This window comes from Bacteroides pyogenes (genome assembly GCF_014196225.1).
Taxonomy (GTDB): domain Bacteria; phylum Bacteroidota; class Bacteroidia; order Bacteroidales; family Bacteroidaceae; genus Bacteroides; species Bacteroides pyogenes_A.
The window spans coordinates 19,732-37,344 of record NZ_JACIDI010000002.1 but is presented as its reverse complement, the minus strand read 5'-3'; the positions used below and the strand labels follow the sequence as shown (position 1 = coordinate 37,344).

The following is a 17,613-nucleotide window of genomic DNA, read 5'->3' as shown; positions in this document are numbered from 1 at the left end:
GTATCTCTGGACTTTGTTAAACACACACAAATGTAATTTATGGAAAAAAACAGTATCCTTTTTCCAACAAAAACGGAGAGAAAGCGGCCAATGACGAGAATAGCAGGAATGTTGCTTGCTCTCCTCTTCATCTCCTCCAGTGTTTTCTCGCAAGAAAGCGAAAAACAAATTACGATAGAGTTTAACGGTGAGAAGTTGGCCTCTATCTTCGAGAGAATAGAGAAAGAGAGTGGATATCGGATTATCTTCAACTATGAAGATATTGCGCGGTATGAGAGTAGCGGGATAGCAAAGAGTAAACCCATTTCCGAAGTCCTTCGGCTGGTCATCGGCAATAAGCCTTTGACTTTTAGCATAGAAGGCAAGTTTATTACCATTGCTTTAGTACAGGAACGTGCTGTTTTGCCCACTCGTAAGAAGCGTTGCGAATTAAGCGGAATCGTAGTCGACGAGCACAAACAGCCTCTACCCGGCGCTCACATTGCCGTTGCGGGAACGAATCTGGTTACAAGCACTCGGCAAGACGGCATATTTCGTTTATCGGTAGACAATCAACAAACCTCCTATATCCTGAAAGTTAGCTATCTCGGTATGTTACCGCAAGAAGTGAAAGTTTCTATTGAGTTCGGTAGTGAGGAGAAAAGTATCCCTATGATCATACTGAAAGAAGATGAAGGTATGCTGGGCGAAATTGTAGTAACAGGGTATCAGGTGATGAGTCGTCGCGAGTCGGCCAGTGCCATAACTTCCATTAAGGCGCAAGACGTTTTGACACCCAATGCTATGGGGATTGATCAGATGCTTCAAGGGAAAGTGCCGGGAATGATGGTGATGACACAGTCGGGCGAGCCTAGCAGCACGCCTACTATCCGCATTCGCGGTAATTCCACCATCAATGGTAGCAAAACGCCTGTATGGGTAGTCGATGGCATCATTATGTCCGATGCCGTCCCTTTCACCTCTTCCGATTTGAATAGTCCTGACGCCGCCTATCTGATAGGGAATGGTATATCGGGAATTAGTCCGCAGGATATTGAAAGTATAGATATCCTGAAAGATGCTGCTGCCACAGCCATTTATGGAGTGAAAGCGGCCAATGGTGTCATTGTGGTTACAACGAAGAAAGGTAAAGTAAGTCGTCCCGTTATAAGTTATACGGGAGATTTAACCATAAATACCCGTCCGGCATACAGTCAGTTCGATATGATGAATTCACAAGAGCGTATTCGTCTCTCTAAAGAGATCTACGACGAGCGCTTGGAATATCCGCGTATGCCTATGGGCGAAAGTTTTGAAGGAGCTTTGCAGCGGTTGCTTTCGAAACAGATCACTCAAGAGCAGTTTGCCCAATTGGTACGGAAATATGAGACGATAAATACCGATTGGTTTGACGAACTGTTTCGTACGACTGTCACTCAAAATCATAGCCTCTCCGCTAACGGTGGAACCGAACGTATGAAGTACTACGCTTCGCTTGCGTATAACAGTAGCCCGGGTATTGCTTTGAAGTCTAAAAGCGAACGCTTCACTGCTTTAGCGAAAGTGTCGGTGCAAATCAACAAGCGCATAGATGCAGAACTGAAAATAGATGTCAGCTCACAAAACAACGATGGTTATCACACCTCGGTCAATCCGTTTAGATATGCTTACGGCACTTCCAGAGCGGTATCGCATTACGATGAAGAGGGTAACTATTACTATTATAGCCGTCAGCGACTCAATCCGGTTAGTTATAATATCTTGAATGAATTAAATCAGACCGGGCAAGTCAGTAAGACCAATAGATTTGGCGGAACGCTTAAACTCAGAGCTCGATTGTTTAAAGGCATAACTTACGAGGGTGTTTTCTCACTGGGTCAGAGCAATAACCGGCTAACCTCGTGGGCGACGGATCGCTCTTACGTTGTTGGCAATATACGTGGATACGACTATGGTGCTTATACTCCCGAACAAGATAAGTACAAGCTGTCTCCGTTGCCGTTCGGAGGAACTTATGCAGACACGCATACCAATGCGCGTTCGTATACAATCAGAAATACGTTGAACTACATCAGTCGTTTTAATGACAAGCATGATATCAATTTGTTTGCCGGTGTTGAAGTGCGTTCGGAGAAGTATACGGGGCTCTCTACCGATGCTTATGGCTGGAATCCGAAATATGGGAATACATTCTCCCCTGTAATGACGGACGCCTATTTATCTTATATTAAAGCCGGACGTTTTCTGCCCAGATTACAAGATCGCATTACGCAGGTCGCTTCTTATTTCGGCACTTTCAGCTATACGTTCGACGATCGCTATGTTATCAATGCTAATATCCGTTCGGACGGGTCTAACAAGTTCGGAAGCAATCCCAAATACCGCTGGTTGCCCACATGGTCGGTAGCCGGTAAATGGTCGTTGTCGAATGAGGCTTTCATTAAGGAACTTCGTTTCATCAACGAACTCCATCTGCGTGGTTCGTATGGCATTCAAGGCAATATACACGATGATTCGAGTCCGTATCTGATCGTTAAAATGGAGCGCAACAATACTATCTCAGGGTTGACTGAAGGGAGTATCTATCATCTGCCCAATCCGGATTTGCGTTGGGAAAAAACGAGAAGCTACAACTTTGGAATGGATGCTAAATTCTTCGATAGGCGATTAGGTATAACACTGGATTATTATCGAAAATACACCAGCGATCTGATTACAGACATGCGTGTCTCCCCGATTACGGGTAAGAGCAGTATGTTAATGAATGTGGGAACAGCACGCAATAAAGGGTTTGAAGGTAGTGTCAGTGCCGATTTAATCCGTACGAAAAAATTTGATTGGAATCTCTCACTCAATTTCAGTAGGAATATCAACGAAATAGAGTATGCCTTCAATTCGGCGTTGAGCGAAACGGAGGTATTGCAACAGATGCTTTATGGCAATGTGGCTACTATCGGTCAACCGTTGGGGACAATATATTCGTTCAAGTATGAAGGGCTTTCTGCTGAAAACGGTTACCCTCTCTTTCTTGCAGCCGACGGACGCAAGGTGCATGAAGGAGATTATCAGGCTATGGCTTATGTACCTTCCGGAAGTATTTACCCCGATATATCCGGAGGATTTGACACTCGCTTCACTTATAAGAAAAACCTTACGCTTTCTTTAGGATTTAGCTATCAGTTGGGAGGAGTAAAACGTTTGCCGGCTATCTATGAGGAGGCCGATAAAGCATTCGACCCAATCTCTAATGTACCTCGCGATTATATCAACCGCTGGAGAAAGCCCGGTGATGAACTCCATACGGATATCCCTGCCTTGTATGACAAGAGCCGGGCTAAAAACTTTCCGGAAACTCTGCTGGCACTCTATGATACCGGAACAAGCAGAGACCTTAGTATGCCTGCTCTGTATGATAAGAGCGACTTGCGTATAGCTAAGAGCGATTTTATTCGTTTGCGCACTATACAGGTCAGCTATCGATTGCCCTCTACGTGGCTTGCTCCATTGCAGATCTCTTCTTTGACGGTTCGCGCACAAGCCAATAATCTCAAGACGTGGGCATCTAAGGCTTGGAAAGGGCTTGATCCCGAAACCCCCTATGCCAATATGCCGGTCAAGCCGAGTTATAGCTTCGGCGTTAATGTTTCATTTTAAAAAAAGAGAAAGATAATGAAAAAAAGACGTATACTCAGCGGTATGGTTTCCGCATTTCTTCTGAGTTCTTGTTCCGGTTTTCTGAAAGAGGATTCGGGTGATCTCCTTATTCCTCGGCAGGTCGAAGAGTTTCAAGCAGTATTGAACAGGGAGGGCTATCCGCAAACATTTACAAACGATGTAGCCTTTATCGATTTGATGACGGACGATGTGGAAGTAATCAGCGGCATTACATACCGCACTGGATATGACAACGTAAACATCTCCGTAGGACGCGGAGCTTACCTGTGGGAGCAAGATGTGGAGAACTACGTTTATGATGCCGGTAATGCTTATGAAAAGCGTTACTCCAATATCCTTGCTTGCAATACGATTATCGATAACCGGGAGGAGATGCAAGGCTCGGCCGATGCTCGCAATTACTGCATAGCACAGGCTTATGCCTTGCGGGCGTATTCCTACTTCTGCTTGGTGAATTGGTATGGACTGCCTTATCATAAAATGACTGCTGCTAAAGATATGGGAGTAGCTATTTGGTTGAAAAGCGATGTGACGCGGGAGACTATCGGAAGGTCTACGGTGCAACAAGTGTATGGTCTCATCAATCAAGATTTGGATACGGCAATCGAGTTGTTTGGTCAGACGGAGGCCCCTACCAGTAAATTTCAGATGACGAGAAATGCCGCTTTGCTGTTGAAATCCCGAGTGGCGCTTTTTACCGAAGATTGGGACGGCGTGATAACCTACGGCGAGAAATTTCGTGAGAAAGGGCTTGCTCTCTATGACATCTCTCAATTGAAGCCGGAAGATATAGACAACAAGTATAGCTTCATTAAACTTGATAATCCTGAAGTCGTGTTCAATTTCGGGGGGGCTGTAGACTATCACAAGTATATGATAGGGTTACTCGACGAACTTGCAGGGCCTTTCTTTGCTCCTTCGCAGACAGAAGCCAGCCACTTGATCCGGCTGTATGAAGAGGGAGATAATCGCATCTACGCTTTTTTCAAGCAAGATGAAAAACGAATAAATAATCCGACCGGAGATCCGAATTTGGAAATGGTGAAATACTATAAACTACCAATAAAGTTTGCTCCATACAATCGCACCTCTTTCCAGCAGGCTTTTCGCACTGCCGAAGTGCTGCTTAATATGGCAGAGGCCTATACACAAAAGGGGGGTGAAGAGAATCGTCAAAAGGCTATCGACTGTTTGAACGAACTGCGCAGGAACCGTTTTACGGCCGATAAGTATACTGTTCTCACTTTGGCAGACTTTGTTGCCGAAAAAGACCTCCTTTCTTTTACTCGTGAAGAACGTCGCAGGGAGCTTTGCTTCGACGAGACACACCGCTGGAACGATCTGCGTCGGACGGGTATGCCACGCATTGTGCACAAATTCCGGGCAGACGATCACTCCCCTGAGGAGCAGTATGTATTGGAACAGGGCGATGTGAACTACACCCTCTCGCTTCCTTATAGTGAAACAACCTATAATAAGACTATCGAAGATTATTCCCGTAGAGTGATTAAAGCACAGTAACTTTATTCAAGTAAGAACAATATGAAAAAGACTATATGTTATACGTGGTTAGCTGCCGTTATATTGCTATTGGGCAGTGCCTGTACGGAAGATACATTGACCCCACAAATAAAGATTACCCCCGAATACGGCTATCTGACCCAGCTTACCAAACAGTCGTCTCATGCTGACAGTGTGATTGCCGAGTGGTACGGTAAGTACAATTGTGCCGTACTTTATAGTTTTAAGGAGGAAGACTTTATCTGGCTGTGGGCGGGTAAGTTTGAAAAACCATATACCAAGTTCGATACGACCAATCAAGAAGACTCCGTATCGTTAGAGAAAATGTTGGGCTATATACAGACTCGACTGTTTGTCAATTATAGCGATGAATTTCTAAAAGAGAACTTGCCCTACAAGATCTTTCTTGTGAAAGAGATGAAAGAGAGCTATATCACCCAGAGGTATGTCAACGTCTTGAGTAATGATCAGGATGCTCTATTTGTAGGCTATATGAGTTCTGCAACACGCCCCTATTCGGCGACACACTTTGAAACTAATCTGGGTACAGCGTTCGCCCAACTCTTCTTCGACAAAATGACTCAGAAGCCTATGGAGTTTTTAGCCAGTATAGTACCGGTGAAATACTCTCTGGTCACAGTGCCGCAGGATAAGGCTATTGAGGCGGAGCAGAAGATTTATCCCGACTTTGTAGATAAGAACGAGATGGTACAGCGTAATGCACACGCTGCCAATGTCATCGGTTATATAAGGGGAGTCAACAATACCGTGAAAATCCCTACACAAGGACAAGACTATGCCGATTACCTCTCTTTCATCACCAACAATCCGGGTAGTTATATCCGTCAGCGTACACAGTACTATTGGCGTATGGCAAAACGGGCTACGCTCTTTATCGACTTTTTCAGAAAAGTGAAGGGCGAGGATCTGATCGCTAAACAAAATGCCAAGTTTCCCGATGACAAGGTGACGCCGGATGATTTCAACTATATAAAAAAGAAATAATGCGTATGAAAAGAAAATCACTCTTTACATTTCTCTTGTTTCTATTGTGGTTGCCTTGGGGGGACATAAAAGCACAGAACGAAGCAGAGGCGGGAAAAGGCATTCTTTTCCACGACAATACGAATTGGGAAAGTATCTTGCAGCTTGCCACTAAAGAGAACAAAATGATTTTTATGGACTGTTATACCGAATGGTGTGGACCTTGTAAGGCATTGGCTAAAAATGTCTTCACACAACTGCAAGTCGGCGACTTCTTTAATCCCCGCTTTATCAACATTAAGTATGATATGGAGAAAGGAGAGGGTAAGTTGCTGTACGCGCGTTACAAGAAGTACATCGTAGGTTTTCCTACCCTATTGCTACTTGATGCCAAAGGTAATGTGCTGCATCAGTTGGCTGGCTATCACGATGCCGATAAGCTGATCCAAGCTGTGCGACAGGCATCCGAAGGGAAAGATCTCTTTTCGATGCAGCAAAGATATAGGGAGGGAGAACGCAGTTTTGCTTTCATCCGAGACTATATGGAGGTACTGAAATCCGCCTTTCTGAAAGATAGCCTTATGGCAGTTGCTACTGACTATTTGCAGCAGATAGACTTGAAAGAGCTCGATAAAGGCGAAGTCTGGGACTTGTTGGGCGAATACATCACCGATGTTCATACTCCGGCTTTCGCTTATCTGGTTCAAAACGCTAATAGGTTTTACTTCCGCCTGCATAGAGACTATTACAAGATCAACCGACAGATTGAAGCGGCAGTAGGACAGGAAATGAAACGTCTGACACGTATCTCGTTCGATCCCTACGGAACTCCCCGCACTTTGGTTGCCGATACAGTTATGGAGCGGAAGGTTATCGGCTATATGCAGCGTGCCGGGCTGAGGTGTATTGATGAAGCAAAGGCCAAGTTCTTCATCAAGAACCTACTTATCAGAGGACGGTATAGTGAGGCGTGGCAGTACGTTCAGACTTGTGCGGATATGGAGTTGACAGGTTTTACATCGACTACCGTCAATGATTATGTCCGCTACATACTGCCTTCGGTAAAAGAGAAAAAACTGCTGCAATCCTTCTTGCAGACGTTGAACGAATACAGACATAAAGAAGAAAATACCCCGCTCTTTAACTATCATCTGCTTCAAACACTTTCATCGTTGTATGAGCGATTGGGGAATAAAGCAAATGCTCATGAGTTGCGGAGCAAGTATGAAGAGATGGATACCCGGAAACGAAAAGAGTACGAATGGCTACTCCAGAAAAAAAGAGACTAAACACCTTATTGAAAAACAAAAAGAAAAGTAATGAAAAGATTTTTTCTACGAATCATCCTATTTCTTTGTGCATCTTCTGCTGCAGCTCAGAAGTACAAGATAGAGGGTAGCGCACCCGATATGGAGGGAAAAACTGTATATCTCGGCGAGATGAAAAGCCGAAATAAATTCGAGAAGGTAGATTCCGCCCTTGTGTCGGGCGGACTCTTCCGTATGGAGAAGCCGTTGCCCGGAGTGAAGCGGATAACGATTTTGATCGGCTCTTCTACAAAAACCTTTCTACTCGACGAGAACCCCATTTACATCACCTACCTCTTGAAGGAAGAACAAGTTAAGGGAAAGAGTATTCGCCTGCCGGAGATAACGGTAAGAGGCGATAAAGATCAAGAGCTTTTTGAGCTGATGACAAAGACACTTAGCCAAGAGATGTATGCGATGCTTGCCATTTCGTTTATGGGAAAGGATAAAGATGTGAACGCGCCGGAAAACAAAGTGTTGGCAGACTCTATCGGAGAGATTTATATCATGGCGAAGGAGCAGACACGGAAGACTTTCGACAGTATTGTTACTCACTATCCCGACAGCTATGTGAGTGGACTTATCTTAAACGACTTTTTGGCAAAAGAGCGTCCCGTAACCGAAATGCAAAACTTGTATGGGCTATTGAGCGATCGGGTGAAGCGATCGAATATAGGGCAAACCTTGAAGAGAACCATTCAGGCAATGCTGGCTGTCGGAGTAGGGAAGCAGGCACCCGATTTTATGCTTGAGACTCCCGAAGGGGAAAAACTCTTGCTCTCTGCACTTCGGGGGAAGTGTGTCTTGATCGACTTCTGGGCATCGTGGTGCGCTCCTTGTCTGCGTGAAGCCCCCAACATCAAGCGAGTGTATGAGAAGTATCGCGATAGTGGATTCGAGGTGCTTTCTGTCTCTCTCGATAAAAAAAACGATCAGTGGAAGCAAGCCATCCAGAAGCATAGACTGGATTGGTTGCATGTTTCCTCTCTGCAAGGGTGGAAATGTCCAGTAGCCAGACTTTATCAAGTCTCTGCTATACCTGCTATGTTTCTCGTAGACCGTGAAGGGAACATAGTCTCTACCGAAGCACGCGGCGAAATGCTGGAACAGGAAGTAGAGAAACTCTGCAAGTAAATGTAATTATCCTATACATAACCAAAATGAAAAAAATTATTCTTACGCTCCATTTTACCTTGCTTGGCATCAGTGTACAAGCACAAGGCATCCTTTTCTTCGAAGGCAGTTGGGTAGAATTACAGAAAGAATCTGCAGCACAAAAGCGTCCCATATTTATAGATGTCTATACCAGTTGGTGCGCCCCTTGCAAGAAAATGTCTAAAGAGATTTTTACTCGGCAGGAGGTAGGCGACTACTTCAATGCTCGCTTCATTAATTATAAGATCGATGCCGAGAAAGGCGAAGGCATTGAGATAGCTGCTCGCTTTAATGTGAGCGCTTATCCCACCTGCCTGTTTGTTACGTCGGAAGGCAAGCTCATTTCGAGTTTTCTTGGAGCACAAACCGCAGAAAAACTTATTAAAGAGGGAGAAAAGGCAATGAAAAACTTCGCTCTCCTTCCTGAGATCGAACGTTTGGATGCAATATATAAAAGGGGTAATAGAGAACCGGACTTTTTACAGGAGTATTGCTCTAAGCGTAGCGAGTTCGGTGAAAACGGGGGACAGCCCGTGAATGATCTCCTCGCTCTGTTGCCAGATACGGCATTGAGCGAAAAGGAAAACGTGCGATGGATAGGACACATGACTATCTCCGACGATTCACTGCTGGAGCGTTGCATCAATCGTCTGCGTGTGATGGATAGGGGCCACAAGCGGAAGGCCAATGCACTTAATAAAGCGATTATGCAGGCACTGAGCACCCTACTTAATCAAGCTATAGAGGGGAATCTGAAAACGGAATTCGACCGTCTGATAGCACATAAAGCCCAAATGACTGCTATTGATAAACAGAATCAGCAAAACGAGATTATGGCCTCTATGGGAGGAGGTATCTCTTACATCGCCCCCGAACAGATAAAATTGCTGTTCTATGCCAAACATCGGTACGATGTAGAGTTCTCAACACTGTTTCTCGACTATCTGAACCGGAATATGGCAGAGCATCCTACCCAACAACTCATCAGCAAGACCGACGAAGATGAGCGAACCTATGCCGACTTCCTGAAATCGGATACGGTAAGCGAGGAGACCAAGAGAGAAGTAGAGCGTGGACGCGGGTTGATGAAACTCTTTTCCGGCATTCACAACAAAGTCCTATCCTCCTCTCTATTCAATGCCGCCGAACACTATTGGGAGCTAAATGCTCCCCAAAGTGCGGAGCTCAAGAGTCATTACATCGAGTGGCTACAATTCTTCTATGCCTTGGCGCGGGAAGCCTCTATTGCTATCCCCGTATCGCAGCGGTTGGCAGAGTTGGGCGAGACGGCTCAAGCAAAAGCGATGCTCGAAAACCTGAGCGAATTTCTGACCGTCAAAGGCGATCCGGAGAAAGAATTAGGCCGGGTGAAAGAAGCGTTGGCAAAGTATTGACAGGATTGCGACGAGACCCCTTCTATGGCTCGCCTCTTCATACCCTCAATATTGCAACCCGCTCTCGTGAAGTGCCGATTTAGCGCTATGCATTGGGCTTATTCGGCGAAGCGTATGCCCCCCATATACAGCGGAACGAATAATGTCAACTGTAGAACTATTGCTCATGGTAACTCCCCTACATCTTCACCGTACAACCTCCCGTAGAAAATCATATAGGAATCAGCAGAAAACTTATGAGCGTTCCTGTGGAAAACCGCGCCGGATTTATTTTCTTCCGAAGTCGGCGGGAATTTCGCCCCACTTTCGGGTTTCCCATTTCAGTATGGAGGTGGTGTAGGTGTTCTCCCGAAGCCATTTCTCCGCCCGTTCGATGAGGCGGAACAGCTCTTCGGTCTCTTCGGTTCTGGGCAGTTTCGTCTTGCATTTCTTCTGGCGTACCCAACTGATAGCATTGACGCTGTCGCTGTAAATCGGCATATTCGAGTTTTTTTGCTTGAGCAATGCCAAGCCGTGCACCAAAGCCAGAAACTCCCCGATATTATTCGTGCCCTTCGTCGGACCAAAGTGAAAGACCTCCTGTCCGCTTGCCACGTGTACCCCTCGATATTCCATCGGACCGGGGTTGCCGCTGCAAGCCGCGTCCACTGCAAGGCTGTCCCCGATTACATCTGCGGGAAGCGATTCGGGAGTCATTCGCGCGCCTTCCGGCTTCTTCTTTGCTCCTTTGCCGATGTAGGCGTAGGGAGACGAGGACAAAGCGCGTTCGGCTTCTTCGAGCGTGTCGAACGATTTGTATTTGGCTTTCTCGTATCCTTTGGTTTGAAGCAAGCATTCCGTCCAAGAGGTGTAAATTCCGGGCGTTACTCCTTCCCATACAACGTAGAATTTATTTTTGGGCATGAATTTGTGTTTAATTTTCACAGGCTTTCCCTGTTTTCTTTCTGCGAAGGTACGAATATCTTGTAAATTCACTACATTTGTCTGCAAAATAAGTGATTTATGATTCGTGTTTTTCTAATCGGCTATATGGGAGCAGGCAAAACGACATTGGGTAAAGCGCTTGCACATAGGCTCTCTGTCCCGTTTGTCGATTTGGACTGGTATATCGAAGAGCGTTTTCACAAAACGGTCGGAGAGCTTTTCGTCGGCCGGGGCGAAAAAGCTTTTCGCGAACTTGAAAAAAAGATGCTTCATGAAGTGGCCGAGTTTGAAGACGTGATTATTTCTACCGGTGGAGGAACTCCTTGCTTTTTTGACAATATGGATTTTATGAACAAGGTGGGGGCGACGGTGTTTCTGAAAGTGCACCCCGATGTGTTGTTCGGACGCCTGCGTGTTGCCAAGCAGCAACGGCCTATTTTGCGTGAAAAGACTGACGAAGAATTAAAGGCATTTATCGTTCGTGCACTTGAGGAAAGAAATCCTTTCTATACCCGCGCGAAGCATGTGTTCGATGCGGACGAACTGGACAACCGCCGGCAAATAAAGAAGGCGGTAGAGGAATTGCTGCTTTTGCTGCAAATATAAAAATGATAATTTCTCTCTTTATCAATGGATTTTTGTGGATTAATCCGTATTTTTGCCGTTCAAAATATCTATTAAAATACTGAATAACTGAAAAATGAGAAAATGGCGTATTGAAGATTCTGAGGAACTTTACAACATTACGGGTTGGGGAACCTCGTACTTTGGTATTAATGACAAGGGGCATGTTGTTGTTACACCGCGGAAAGACGGAGTGTCTGTCGATTTGAAAGTACTGGTTGATGAATTGCAGTTGCGCGATGTGTCGACACCCATGTTGGTACGTTTTCCGGATATTTTGGATAATCGTATCGAGAAGATGTCTTCTTGCTTTAAGCAAGCAGCCGAGGAATACGGTTACAAAGCCCAAAACTTCATTATCTATCCCATTAAAGTGAACCAGATGCGTCCGGTGGTCGAAGAGATCATTAGTCATGGCAAGAAGTTCAATCTGGGTCTCGAAGCGGGATCTAAACCGGAGCTTCATGCGGTGATTGCCGTGAATACGGATTCCGATTCGCTGATAATTTGCAACGGATATAAAGACGAAAGCTATATCGAACTGGCTTTGCTTGCCCAGAAGATGGGAAAGCGCATCTTTCTGGTAGTGGAAAAACTGAACGAGCTGAAGCTCATCGCCAAAATGGCAAAACAGCTGAACGTGCGGCCGAATATCGGAATCCGCATCAAGCTGGCTTCTTCGGGGAGCGGCAAATGGGAGGAGTCGGGTGGAGACGCCAGTAAGTTCGGACTGACTTCCAGCGAACTGCTCGAGGCTTTGGACTTCATGCAAAGCAAGGGGTTGGAAGATTGCCTGAAACTGATCCATTTTCACATCGGAAGTCAGGTTACGAAAATACGCCGGATAAAAACGGCCTTGCGCGAAGCGTCTCAATTCTACGTGCAGCTTCATGCAATGGGCTTTAAAGTCGAATTTGTCGATATTGGTGGCGGACTGGGAGTAGATTACGACGGTACCCGTTCGTCGAGTACCGGAGGAAGCGTCAATTATTCCATTCAGGAGTATGTCAACGACTCTATTTCAACTTTGGTGGATGCCAGCGATAAGAACGGTATTCCACATCCCAACATCATTACCGAGAGTGGTCGTGCGCTGACCGCCCATCATTCCGTGCTCGTTTTCGAAGTGCTTGAAACAGCCACTTTACCTGAATGGGACGACGATGAGGAGGTTGCTTCCGATGCGCATGAACTGGTGCAGGAGTTGTATAAAATATGGGATTCGCTCAATCAGAATAAAATGCTCGAAGCATGGCACGATGCTCAGCAAATACGTGAAGAGGGACTCGACTTGTTCAGCCACGGTATTGTCGACCTGAAAACTCGTGCCCAGATCGAGCGGTTGTATTGGTCTATTACACGAGAGATCAACCAGATAGCCGATGGGTTGAAACATGCTCCCGATGAGTTTCGCGGTCTGTCTAAGCTGTTGGCGGATAAGTATTTCTGTAATTTCTCGCTCTTTCAATCGTTACCCGACTCATGGGCGATCGATCAGATTTTCCCTATCATGCCCATTCAGCGATTGGACGAGAAACCCGATCGTTCCGCTACGCTTCAAGATATCACCTGCGACTCCGACGGAAAGATTGCCAACTTTATTTCTACCCGCAATGTAGCTCACGACCTGCCCGTGCACAGCCTGAGAAAGTCTGAACCATACTATCTTGCTGTTTTTCTGGTAGGCGCTTATCAGGAGATTTTAGGAGATATGCACAATTTGTTCGGCGACACGAATGCGGTGCACGTATCTGTGAGTGAAAAAGGCTATGCCATTGAGCAGATTATCGATGGGGAAACGGTGGCGGAAGTGTTGGATTATGTACAGTATAGTCCGAAGAAACTGGTACGTACGTTGGAAACATGGGTGACGAAATCGGTGAAAGAAGGTAAAATCTCGCTCGAAGAAGGAAAGGAATTCCTTTCCAACTATCGTTCGGGGCTTTACGGATATACTTATTTGGAATAAAAACGGAGAGCCTGTATTGGTGCTTGGCGTCAGACAGCTCGTACATTATATGAGAGAAAAACTGACAATCGTTAAAGTGGGTGGCAAAATCGTGGAAGAGGAAGCTACCCTTTTTCAACTTCTGGATGATTTCTCATCCGTCGAAGGGTATAAGTTGCTGGTTCACGGCGGAGGACGTTCGGCCACAAAAATCGCTGCTGCTCTTGGTGTTGAGAGCCGGATGGTGGATGGCAGACGGATTACCGATGCCGGGATGCTGAGAGTGGTGGCGATGGTGTATGCCGGGCTGGTAAACAAAAGCATTGTGGCAGGTTTGCAAGCCCGGAATGTGAATGCTCTCGGCCTGACCGGGGCGGATATGAACGTTATCCGTTCTGTGAAACGTCCGGTGGAAGAGATAGACTACGGCTTCGTAGGCGATGTGGAAGAAGTGGATGCGGATTTGCTTGCCGGACTTATCCGCAAGGGTGTAGTACCCGTAATGGCTCCGCTCACCCACGATAAAACGGGCAACCTCCTTAATACCAACGCCGATACCATTGCCGGAGAAACGGCGAAAGCTTTGGCGAAGCGGTTTGACACCACGTTGGTGTATTGTTTCGAGAAAAAAGGAGTGCTGTACGATGAAAATGATGAAAACAGTGTGATTCCCCGGATCGATCGTGCCGGTTTTCAGAAATATGTCGCTGATGGAATTATCCAAGGCGGAATGATACCCAAATTAATAAACTCTTTTGAAGCACTCGAAGCCGGTGTTTGTGAAGTTATAATCACTTCATCTTCAGAAATAAAGAGTGGTATAGGGACAAGAATCAAAAAATAATTTGAAAAAAAATACGGGTAGCTGTAACTTTTCCCATTTGAGCCCGTCATTATTATAGAGATGCAAGAAATCAGTTTCCGTAACGATATTTTGCCGCTAAAGGACAAACTTTTCCGGTTGGCGCTCAGGATTACGCTGGATAGTGCAGAGGCGGAAGATGTCGTTCAGGATACATTGATACGCGTGTGGAACAAGAGAGAGGAATGGCCTCAAATAGAATCGATCGAAGCCTATTGTTTGGTTGTAGCAAAGAATTTGGCGATAGATCGCAGCCAGAAGAAAGACTCCCGACATCTTGAACTCGCCCGTGATATCGAAGAGGAATCTGATACAGGCGGCCCTCACGATCAATTTGTGCATGACGAAAAAATGAGGCTTATCGATCGGTTGGTGGATGAACTTCCTGAAAAACAGCGTTTAATCATGCAATTAAGAGATATCGAGGGCGAAAGTTATAAAAAAATAGCAGCTCTTCTGAATCTGACCGAAGATCAAGTGAAAGTAAACCTCTTCAGAGCCAGACAAAAGGTTAAACAACGCTATTTAGAAATTGATGAATATGGATTATAAGAATATAGAACAACTCTTGGAGAAATATTGGCAATGCGAGACCTCTATCGAAGAGGAATCATTATTGCGTCAATTCTTCACACAAGGAGACGTTCCGGCTCATCTGCTTCGTTATAAAAGTTTGTTTGTTTATCAGCAAATTCAACGGAATGTAGGGTTGAGCAAAGATTTTGATACGCGTATCCTGGCTGAGGTGGAACCCCCTGTTGTAAAGGCCAGACGTTTGACTCTCACCGCTCGCTTCATGCCGTTGTTTAAGGCTGCGGCAGTGGTTGTCTTATTCCTCTCGTTAGGAAATATAGCCCAGCATTCTTTTACCAGCGAAGACCGAGGAATTCTTGCTGTGGATACGATCGGCAGGCAGGTAACTACTCCCTCGGTTGCTATTTCGAACGATTCGAAAACGGAGTCGGTACTGGTTGACAGTTTGGCGAAAATAAATAAGGGGTTGATTATTAAGGAATAGAATTTTCATTTGCTTTAAACATATATAGTTAGTGTGCTTAATTAAAACAACAAAGAAGCTGTGAAGTTTCAATTCTCTCAAAATTTTAACTAACTAAAATAGAAGGGTTACTGCGGGATGCAGCAACCCTTTGTTTATATGGAGCGATTCCTGAAAAGCGTGATGTAAGAAAATTGGTTTGGTATCCTTTCCCCCTTTTTGTATGAGTTTCAGTTTCAAAGGCATGTCTTACGATATTTCTGGTTCGGCACTCTCTTTTCTTCTGTTTTTTCATGAATCGTATTTTAAGAATACAGCAGACTTTGAATTTAAACGCGGCGGGCTTTAAAAAAAAAGGCGGCGGGCTTTGAGTTCAAACACGGCGGGCTTTGAAAAAAAGGCGGCGGGCTTCGATTTCAAACACGGCGGGCTTTTAATGAAATGTGCTGCTGTTCTGTAAACGTACCATACAACAACCTTCTGCATGGTTCTCCATTTGAAGCGTATTTTTCCCCTCCCGCCCATCACATCGGGTAGCGCTTGAGAAAGCCTTCTCGTCCGATTTCGAATAAATGTTTTTGTAATATGTTTGCTTCTTACTATCCTCTCCGACAGCTTCTGTGGATTTATTCAAACAGACTTACTTGAAGTATGTTTTATTTCTTATTTTACCAAAGAAAAACGATATATGGGTGTTGTCAGAAAGAATCGCCCAGCTTCATTTGTGCGTCATTCATATATTTACGAATAGCCGATTCTTCGTCTTTAGGGCAGATTAACAGAATGTTATCCGACTCTGCGATTAAATATCCTTCCAAACCCTCAATAATGGCTAACTTGCCTTTGGGAAGCACTATCATGTTGTTTTTGCTGTTATATAGCAATGAATCACACTGCAATGTGGTGTTACCATCCAAATCTTGTTCGGACAATTCATAAAGTGAGTTCCAAGTTCCTAAATCCGACCAACCGAAATCTCCTAATGATACGAATACGTTATCGGCTTTTTCCATGATGCCGAAATCTATAGAAACATTCGGGCATGCGGGAAAGTGCTCTTCGATAAATGCTTGTTCTGCATCGGTGCCATATACGCCTTTTCCGGAGGCTAACTTTGCAGCCAACTCCGGTAGTAAAGCTTCTCCGGTTTTCAAGATTGTGTTTACATTCCACATGAATATTCCGGAGTTCCAGTAAAACTCCCCGCTCTCTACGAAAACTTTCGCTAAATCGAGTTCCGGTTTTTCGGTAAACGTCTTTACTTTGTAGAATCCGTCTCCAACAGGTTCATCAATTTGTATGTAGCCATATTCTGTTTCGGGGCGGTTTGGCCTGATGCCCAAGGTCAGAAGTTTCTCCGATTTGGAAACAAACTCCAGCCCTTTCTCTATCGCTTTACAAAATTCTTCTTCTTTGAGGATGAGGTGGTCGCAAGGGGCTACAACAATGTTGGCGTTAGGGTTTAATGCTTGGATGCGATGAGCGGCCCATGCTATACACGGCGCAGTATTTCGTCTTGCCGGTTCCAACAAGATTTGTTTTTCATTCAGTTCCGGAAATTGTTTTTTTACCAAGTCGGCATATATGGCATTTGTAGCGATCAGAATATTTTCAGTAGGGATTATTTTTTGAAAGCGATCAAATGTTTGTTGCAGAAGTGAACGTCCGGTTCCGAAAACATCCATAAATTGTTTAGGCAAATTTTTGCGGCTGAGCGGCCAGAAGTGGCTTCCGATACCGCCACCCATGATTACACAATAATTGTTTTTGTTTGTCATGATAATAACTTTTTTAAAGTTTCCGCTAATGTACTGTTTATTCTCTGAAATTTGAAGCTGTATAGAAGTGTTTTATCGTTTTTTTCCCCTTTTTTTGTCCAACTATTGTGGATTAAAAATAAAGTTGTATCTTTGCACCGCAATTGAGAGATCAATAATGCATGCCCAGATGGCGGAATCGGTAGACGCGCTGGTCTCAAACACCAGTGGATTCACTTCCATCCCGGTTCGACCCCGGGTCTGGGTACTAATAAACCCTGATAATCGACTGATTATCAGGGTTTTCTCTTTCTATAAGGCGTACTAAATGTGTACTGAGCGACAAAAACAAGAATAGAGTGTACTTTCGTGGTTTTCATCCTTTCATCTTTATGATTTCTTAACTCTTATGCATTCTTTTCTGTCTTATTATTGCTGATGTTTTCTCGGAAAATGCGATTTCCACCTTATATTTGTATCTGAGAA

14 protein-coding genes and 1 tRNA gene are annotated in these 17,613 nt (G+C 44.9%); 12 read left to right on the top strand and 3 right to left on the bottom strand.

Features of this window, described 5'->3' with window-relative positions:
- The first annotated feature begins 90 nt into the window (after positions 1-90).
- The 6 genes from GGR07_RS01425 to GGR07_RS01400 are packed head-to-tail and all read left to right on the top strand — an operon-like array spanning position 91 to position 10,015.
- Positions 91-3,633 carry a SusC/RagA family TonB-linked outer membrane protein gene (locus GGR07_RS01425; RefSeq protein WP_172545162.1) on the top strand — a complete coding sequence of 1,181 codons (3,543 nt, stop codon included), beginning with the start codon at positions 91-93 and terminating at the stop codon, positions 3,631-3,633.
- Between the two features lie 15 nt (positions 3,634-3,648).
- Positions 3,649-5,175, top strand: a complete 1,527-nt coding sequence (locus GGR07_RS01420) for a RagB/SusD family nutrient uptake outer membrane protein (RefSeq protein WP_021646831.1) — start codon at positions 3,649-3,651, stop codon at positions 5,173-5,175.
- Between the two features lie 21 nt (positions 5,176-5,196).
- A complete protein-coding gene (locus tag GGR07_RS01415) occupies positions 5,197-6,180 on the top strand; it encodes a hypothetical protein (protein WP_021646832.1) in 984 nt (327 codons plus the stop codon).
- Between the two features lie 5 nt (positions 6,181-6,185).
- Complete coding sequence (locus tag GGR07_RS01410; protein WP_172545161.1) at positions 6,186-7,448, top strand: thioredoxin family protein; 1,263 nt, start codon at positions 6,186-6,188, stop codon at positions 7,446-7,448.
- 30 nt (positions 7,449-7,478) lie between these two features.
- A complete protein-coding gene (locus GGR07_RS01405) occupies positions 7,479-8,600 on the top strand; it encodes a TlpA disulfide reductase family protein (protein ID WP_021646834.1) in 1,122 nt (373 codons plus the stop codon).
- Between the two features lie 26 nt (positions 8,601-8,626).
- Positions 8,627-10,015, top strand: coding sequence for a thioredoxin family protein (locus tag GGR07_RS01400; RefSeq protein WP_021646835.1), 1,389 nt, complete (start codon positions 8,627-8,629; stop codon positions 10,013-10,015).
- A 267-nt stretch (positions 10,016-10,282) separates the two neighbouring features.
- Here GGR07_RS01400 and GGR07_RS01395 read toward each other — a convergent pair whose 3' ends face one another.
- Positions 10,283-10,918 (bottom strand): ribonuclease H1 domain-containing protein, encoded by a 636-nt coding sequence (locus GGR07_RS01395; protein WP_034542332.1) that lies wholly within the window; start codon positions 10,916-10,918, stop codon positions 10,283-10,285.
- A 99-nt stretch (positions 10,919-11,017) separates the two neighbouring features.
- Between GGR07_RS01395 and GGR07_RS01390 the strand changes: the two genes are divergently transcribed.
- The 5 genes from GGR07_RS01390 to GGR07_RS01370 all read left to right on the top strand — a co-directional run bounded on the left by GGR07_RS01390 (position 11,018) and on the right by GGR07_RS01370 (position 15,391).
- The gene (locus GGR07_RS01390; RefSeq protein ID WP_021646837.1) at positions 11,018-11,545 is read left to right on the top strand and encodes a shikimate kinase; all 528 of its coding nucleotides are present in this window, start codon (positions 11,018-11,020) and stop codon (positions 11,543-11,545) included.
- Between the two features lie 94 nt (positions 11,546-11,639).
- Positions 11,640-13,532, top strand: a complete 1,893-nt coding sequence (speA, locus tag GGR07_RS01385) for a biosynthetic arginine decarboxylase (RefSeq protein WP_021646838.1) — start codon at positions 11,640-11,642, stop codon at positions 13,530-13,532.
- A 49-nt stretch (positions 13,533-13,581) separates the two neighbouring features.
- Complete coding sequence (gene argB / locus GGR07_RS01380; RefSeq protein WP_021646839.1) at positions 13,582-14,355, top strand: acetylglutamate kinase; 774 nt, start codon at positions 13,582-13,584, stop codon at positions 14,353-14,355.
- Positions 14,356-14,415: 60 nt separating this feature from the next.
- Positions 14,416-14,925, top strand: coding sequence for an RNA polymerase sigma factor (locus GGR07_RS01375; protein WP_021646840.1), 510 nt, complete (start codon positions 14,416-14,418; stop codon positions 14,923-14,925).
- Positions 14,915-15,391: a hypothetical protein gene (locus GGR07_RS01370; RefSeq protein WP_034542261.1), complete on the top strand. Its 477-nt coding sequence runs from the start codon at positions 14,915-14,917 to the stop codon at positions 15,389-15,391. The genes GGR07_RS01375 and GGR07_RS01370 overlap by 11 nt, the downstream gene beginning before the upstream one ends.
- Positions 15,392-15,476: 85 nt before the next feature.
- On the opposite strand, the gene GGR07_RS01365 is transcribed toward GGR07_RS01370, so the two are convergent.
- Both GGR07_RS01365 and GGR07_RS01360 read right to left on the bottom strand, forming a co-directional pair.
- Positions 15,477-15,665 carry a hypothetical protein gene (locus GGR07_RS01365; RefSeq protein ID WP_155897803.1) on the bottom strand — a complete coding sequence of 63 codons (189 nt, stop codon included), beginning with the start codon at positions 15,663-15,665 and terminating at the stop codon, positions 15,477-15,479.
- Positions 15,666-16,068: 403 nt separating this feature from the next.
- Positions 16,069-17,148, bottom strand: a complete 1,080-nt coding sequence (locus GGR07_RS01360; protein ID WP_021646844.1) for a mannose-1-phosphate guanylyltransferase — start codon at positions 17,146-17,148, stop codon at positions 16,069-16,071.
- A gap of 163 nt (positions 17,149-17,311) precedes the next feature.
- Here GGR07_RS01360 and GGR07_RS01355 point away from each other — a divergent pair.
- Positions 17,312-17,395, top strand: a tRNA-Leu gene (locus tag GGR07_RS01355).
- Positions 17,396-17,613: the final 218 nt, after the last annotated feature.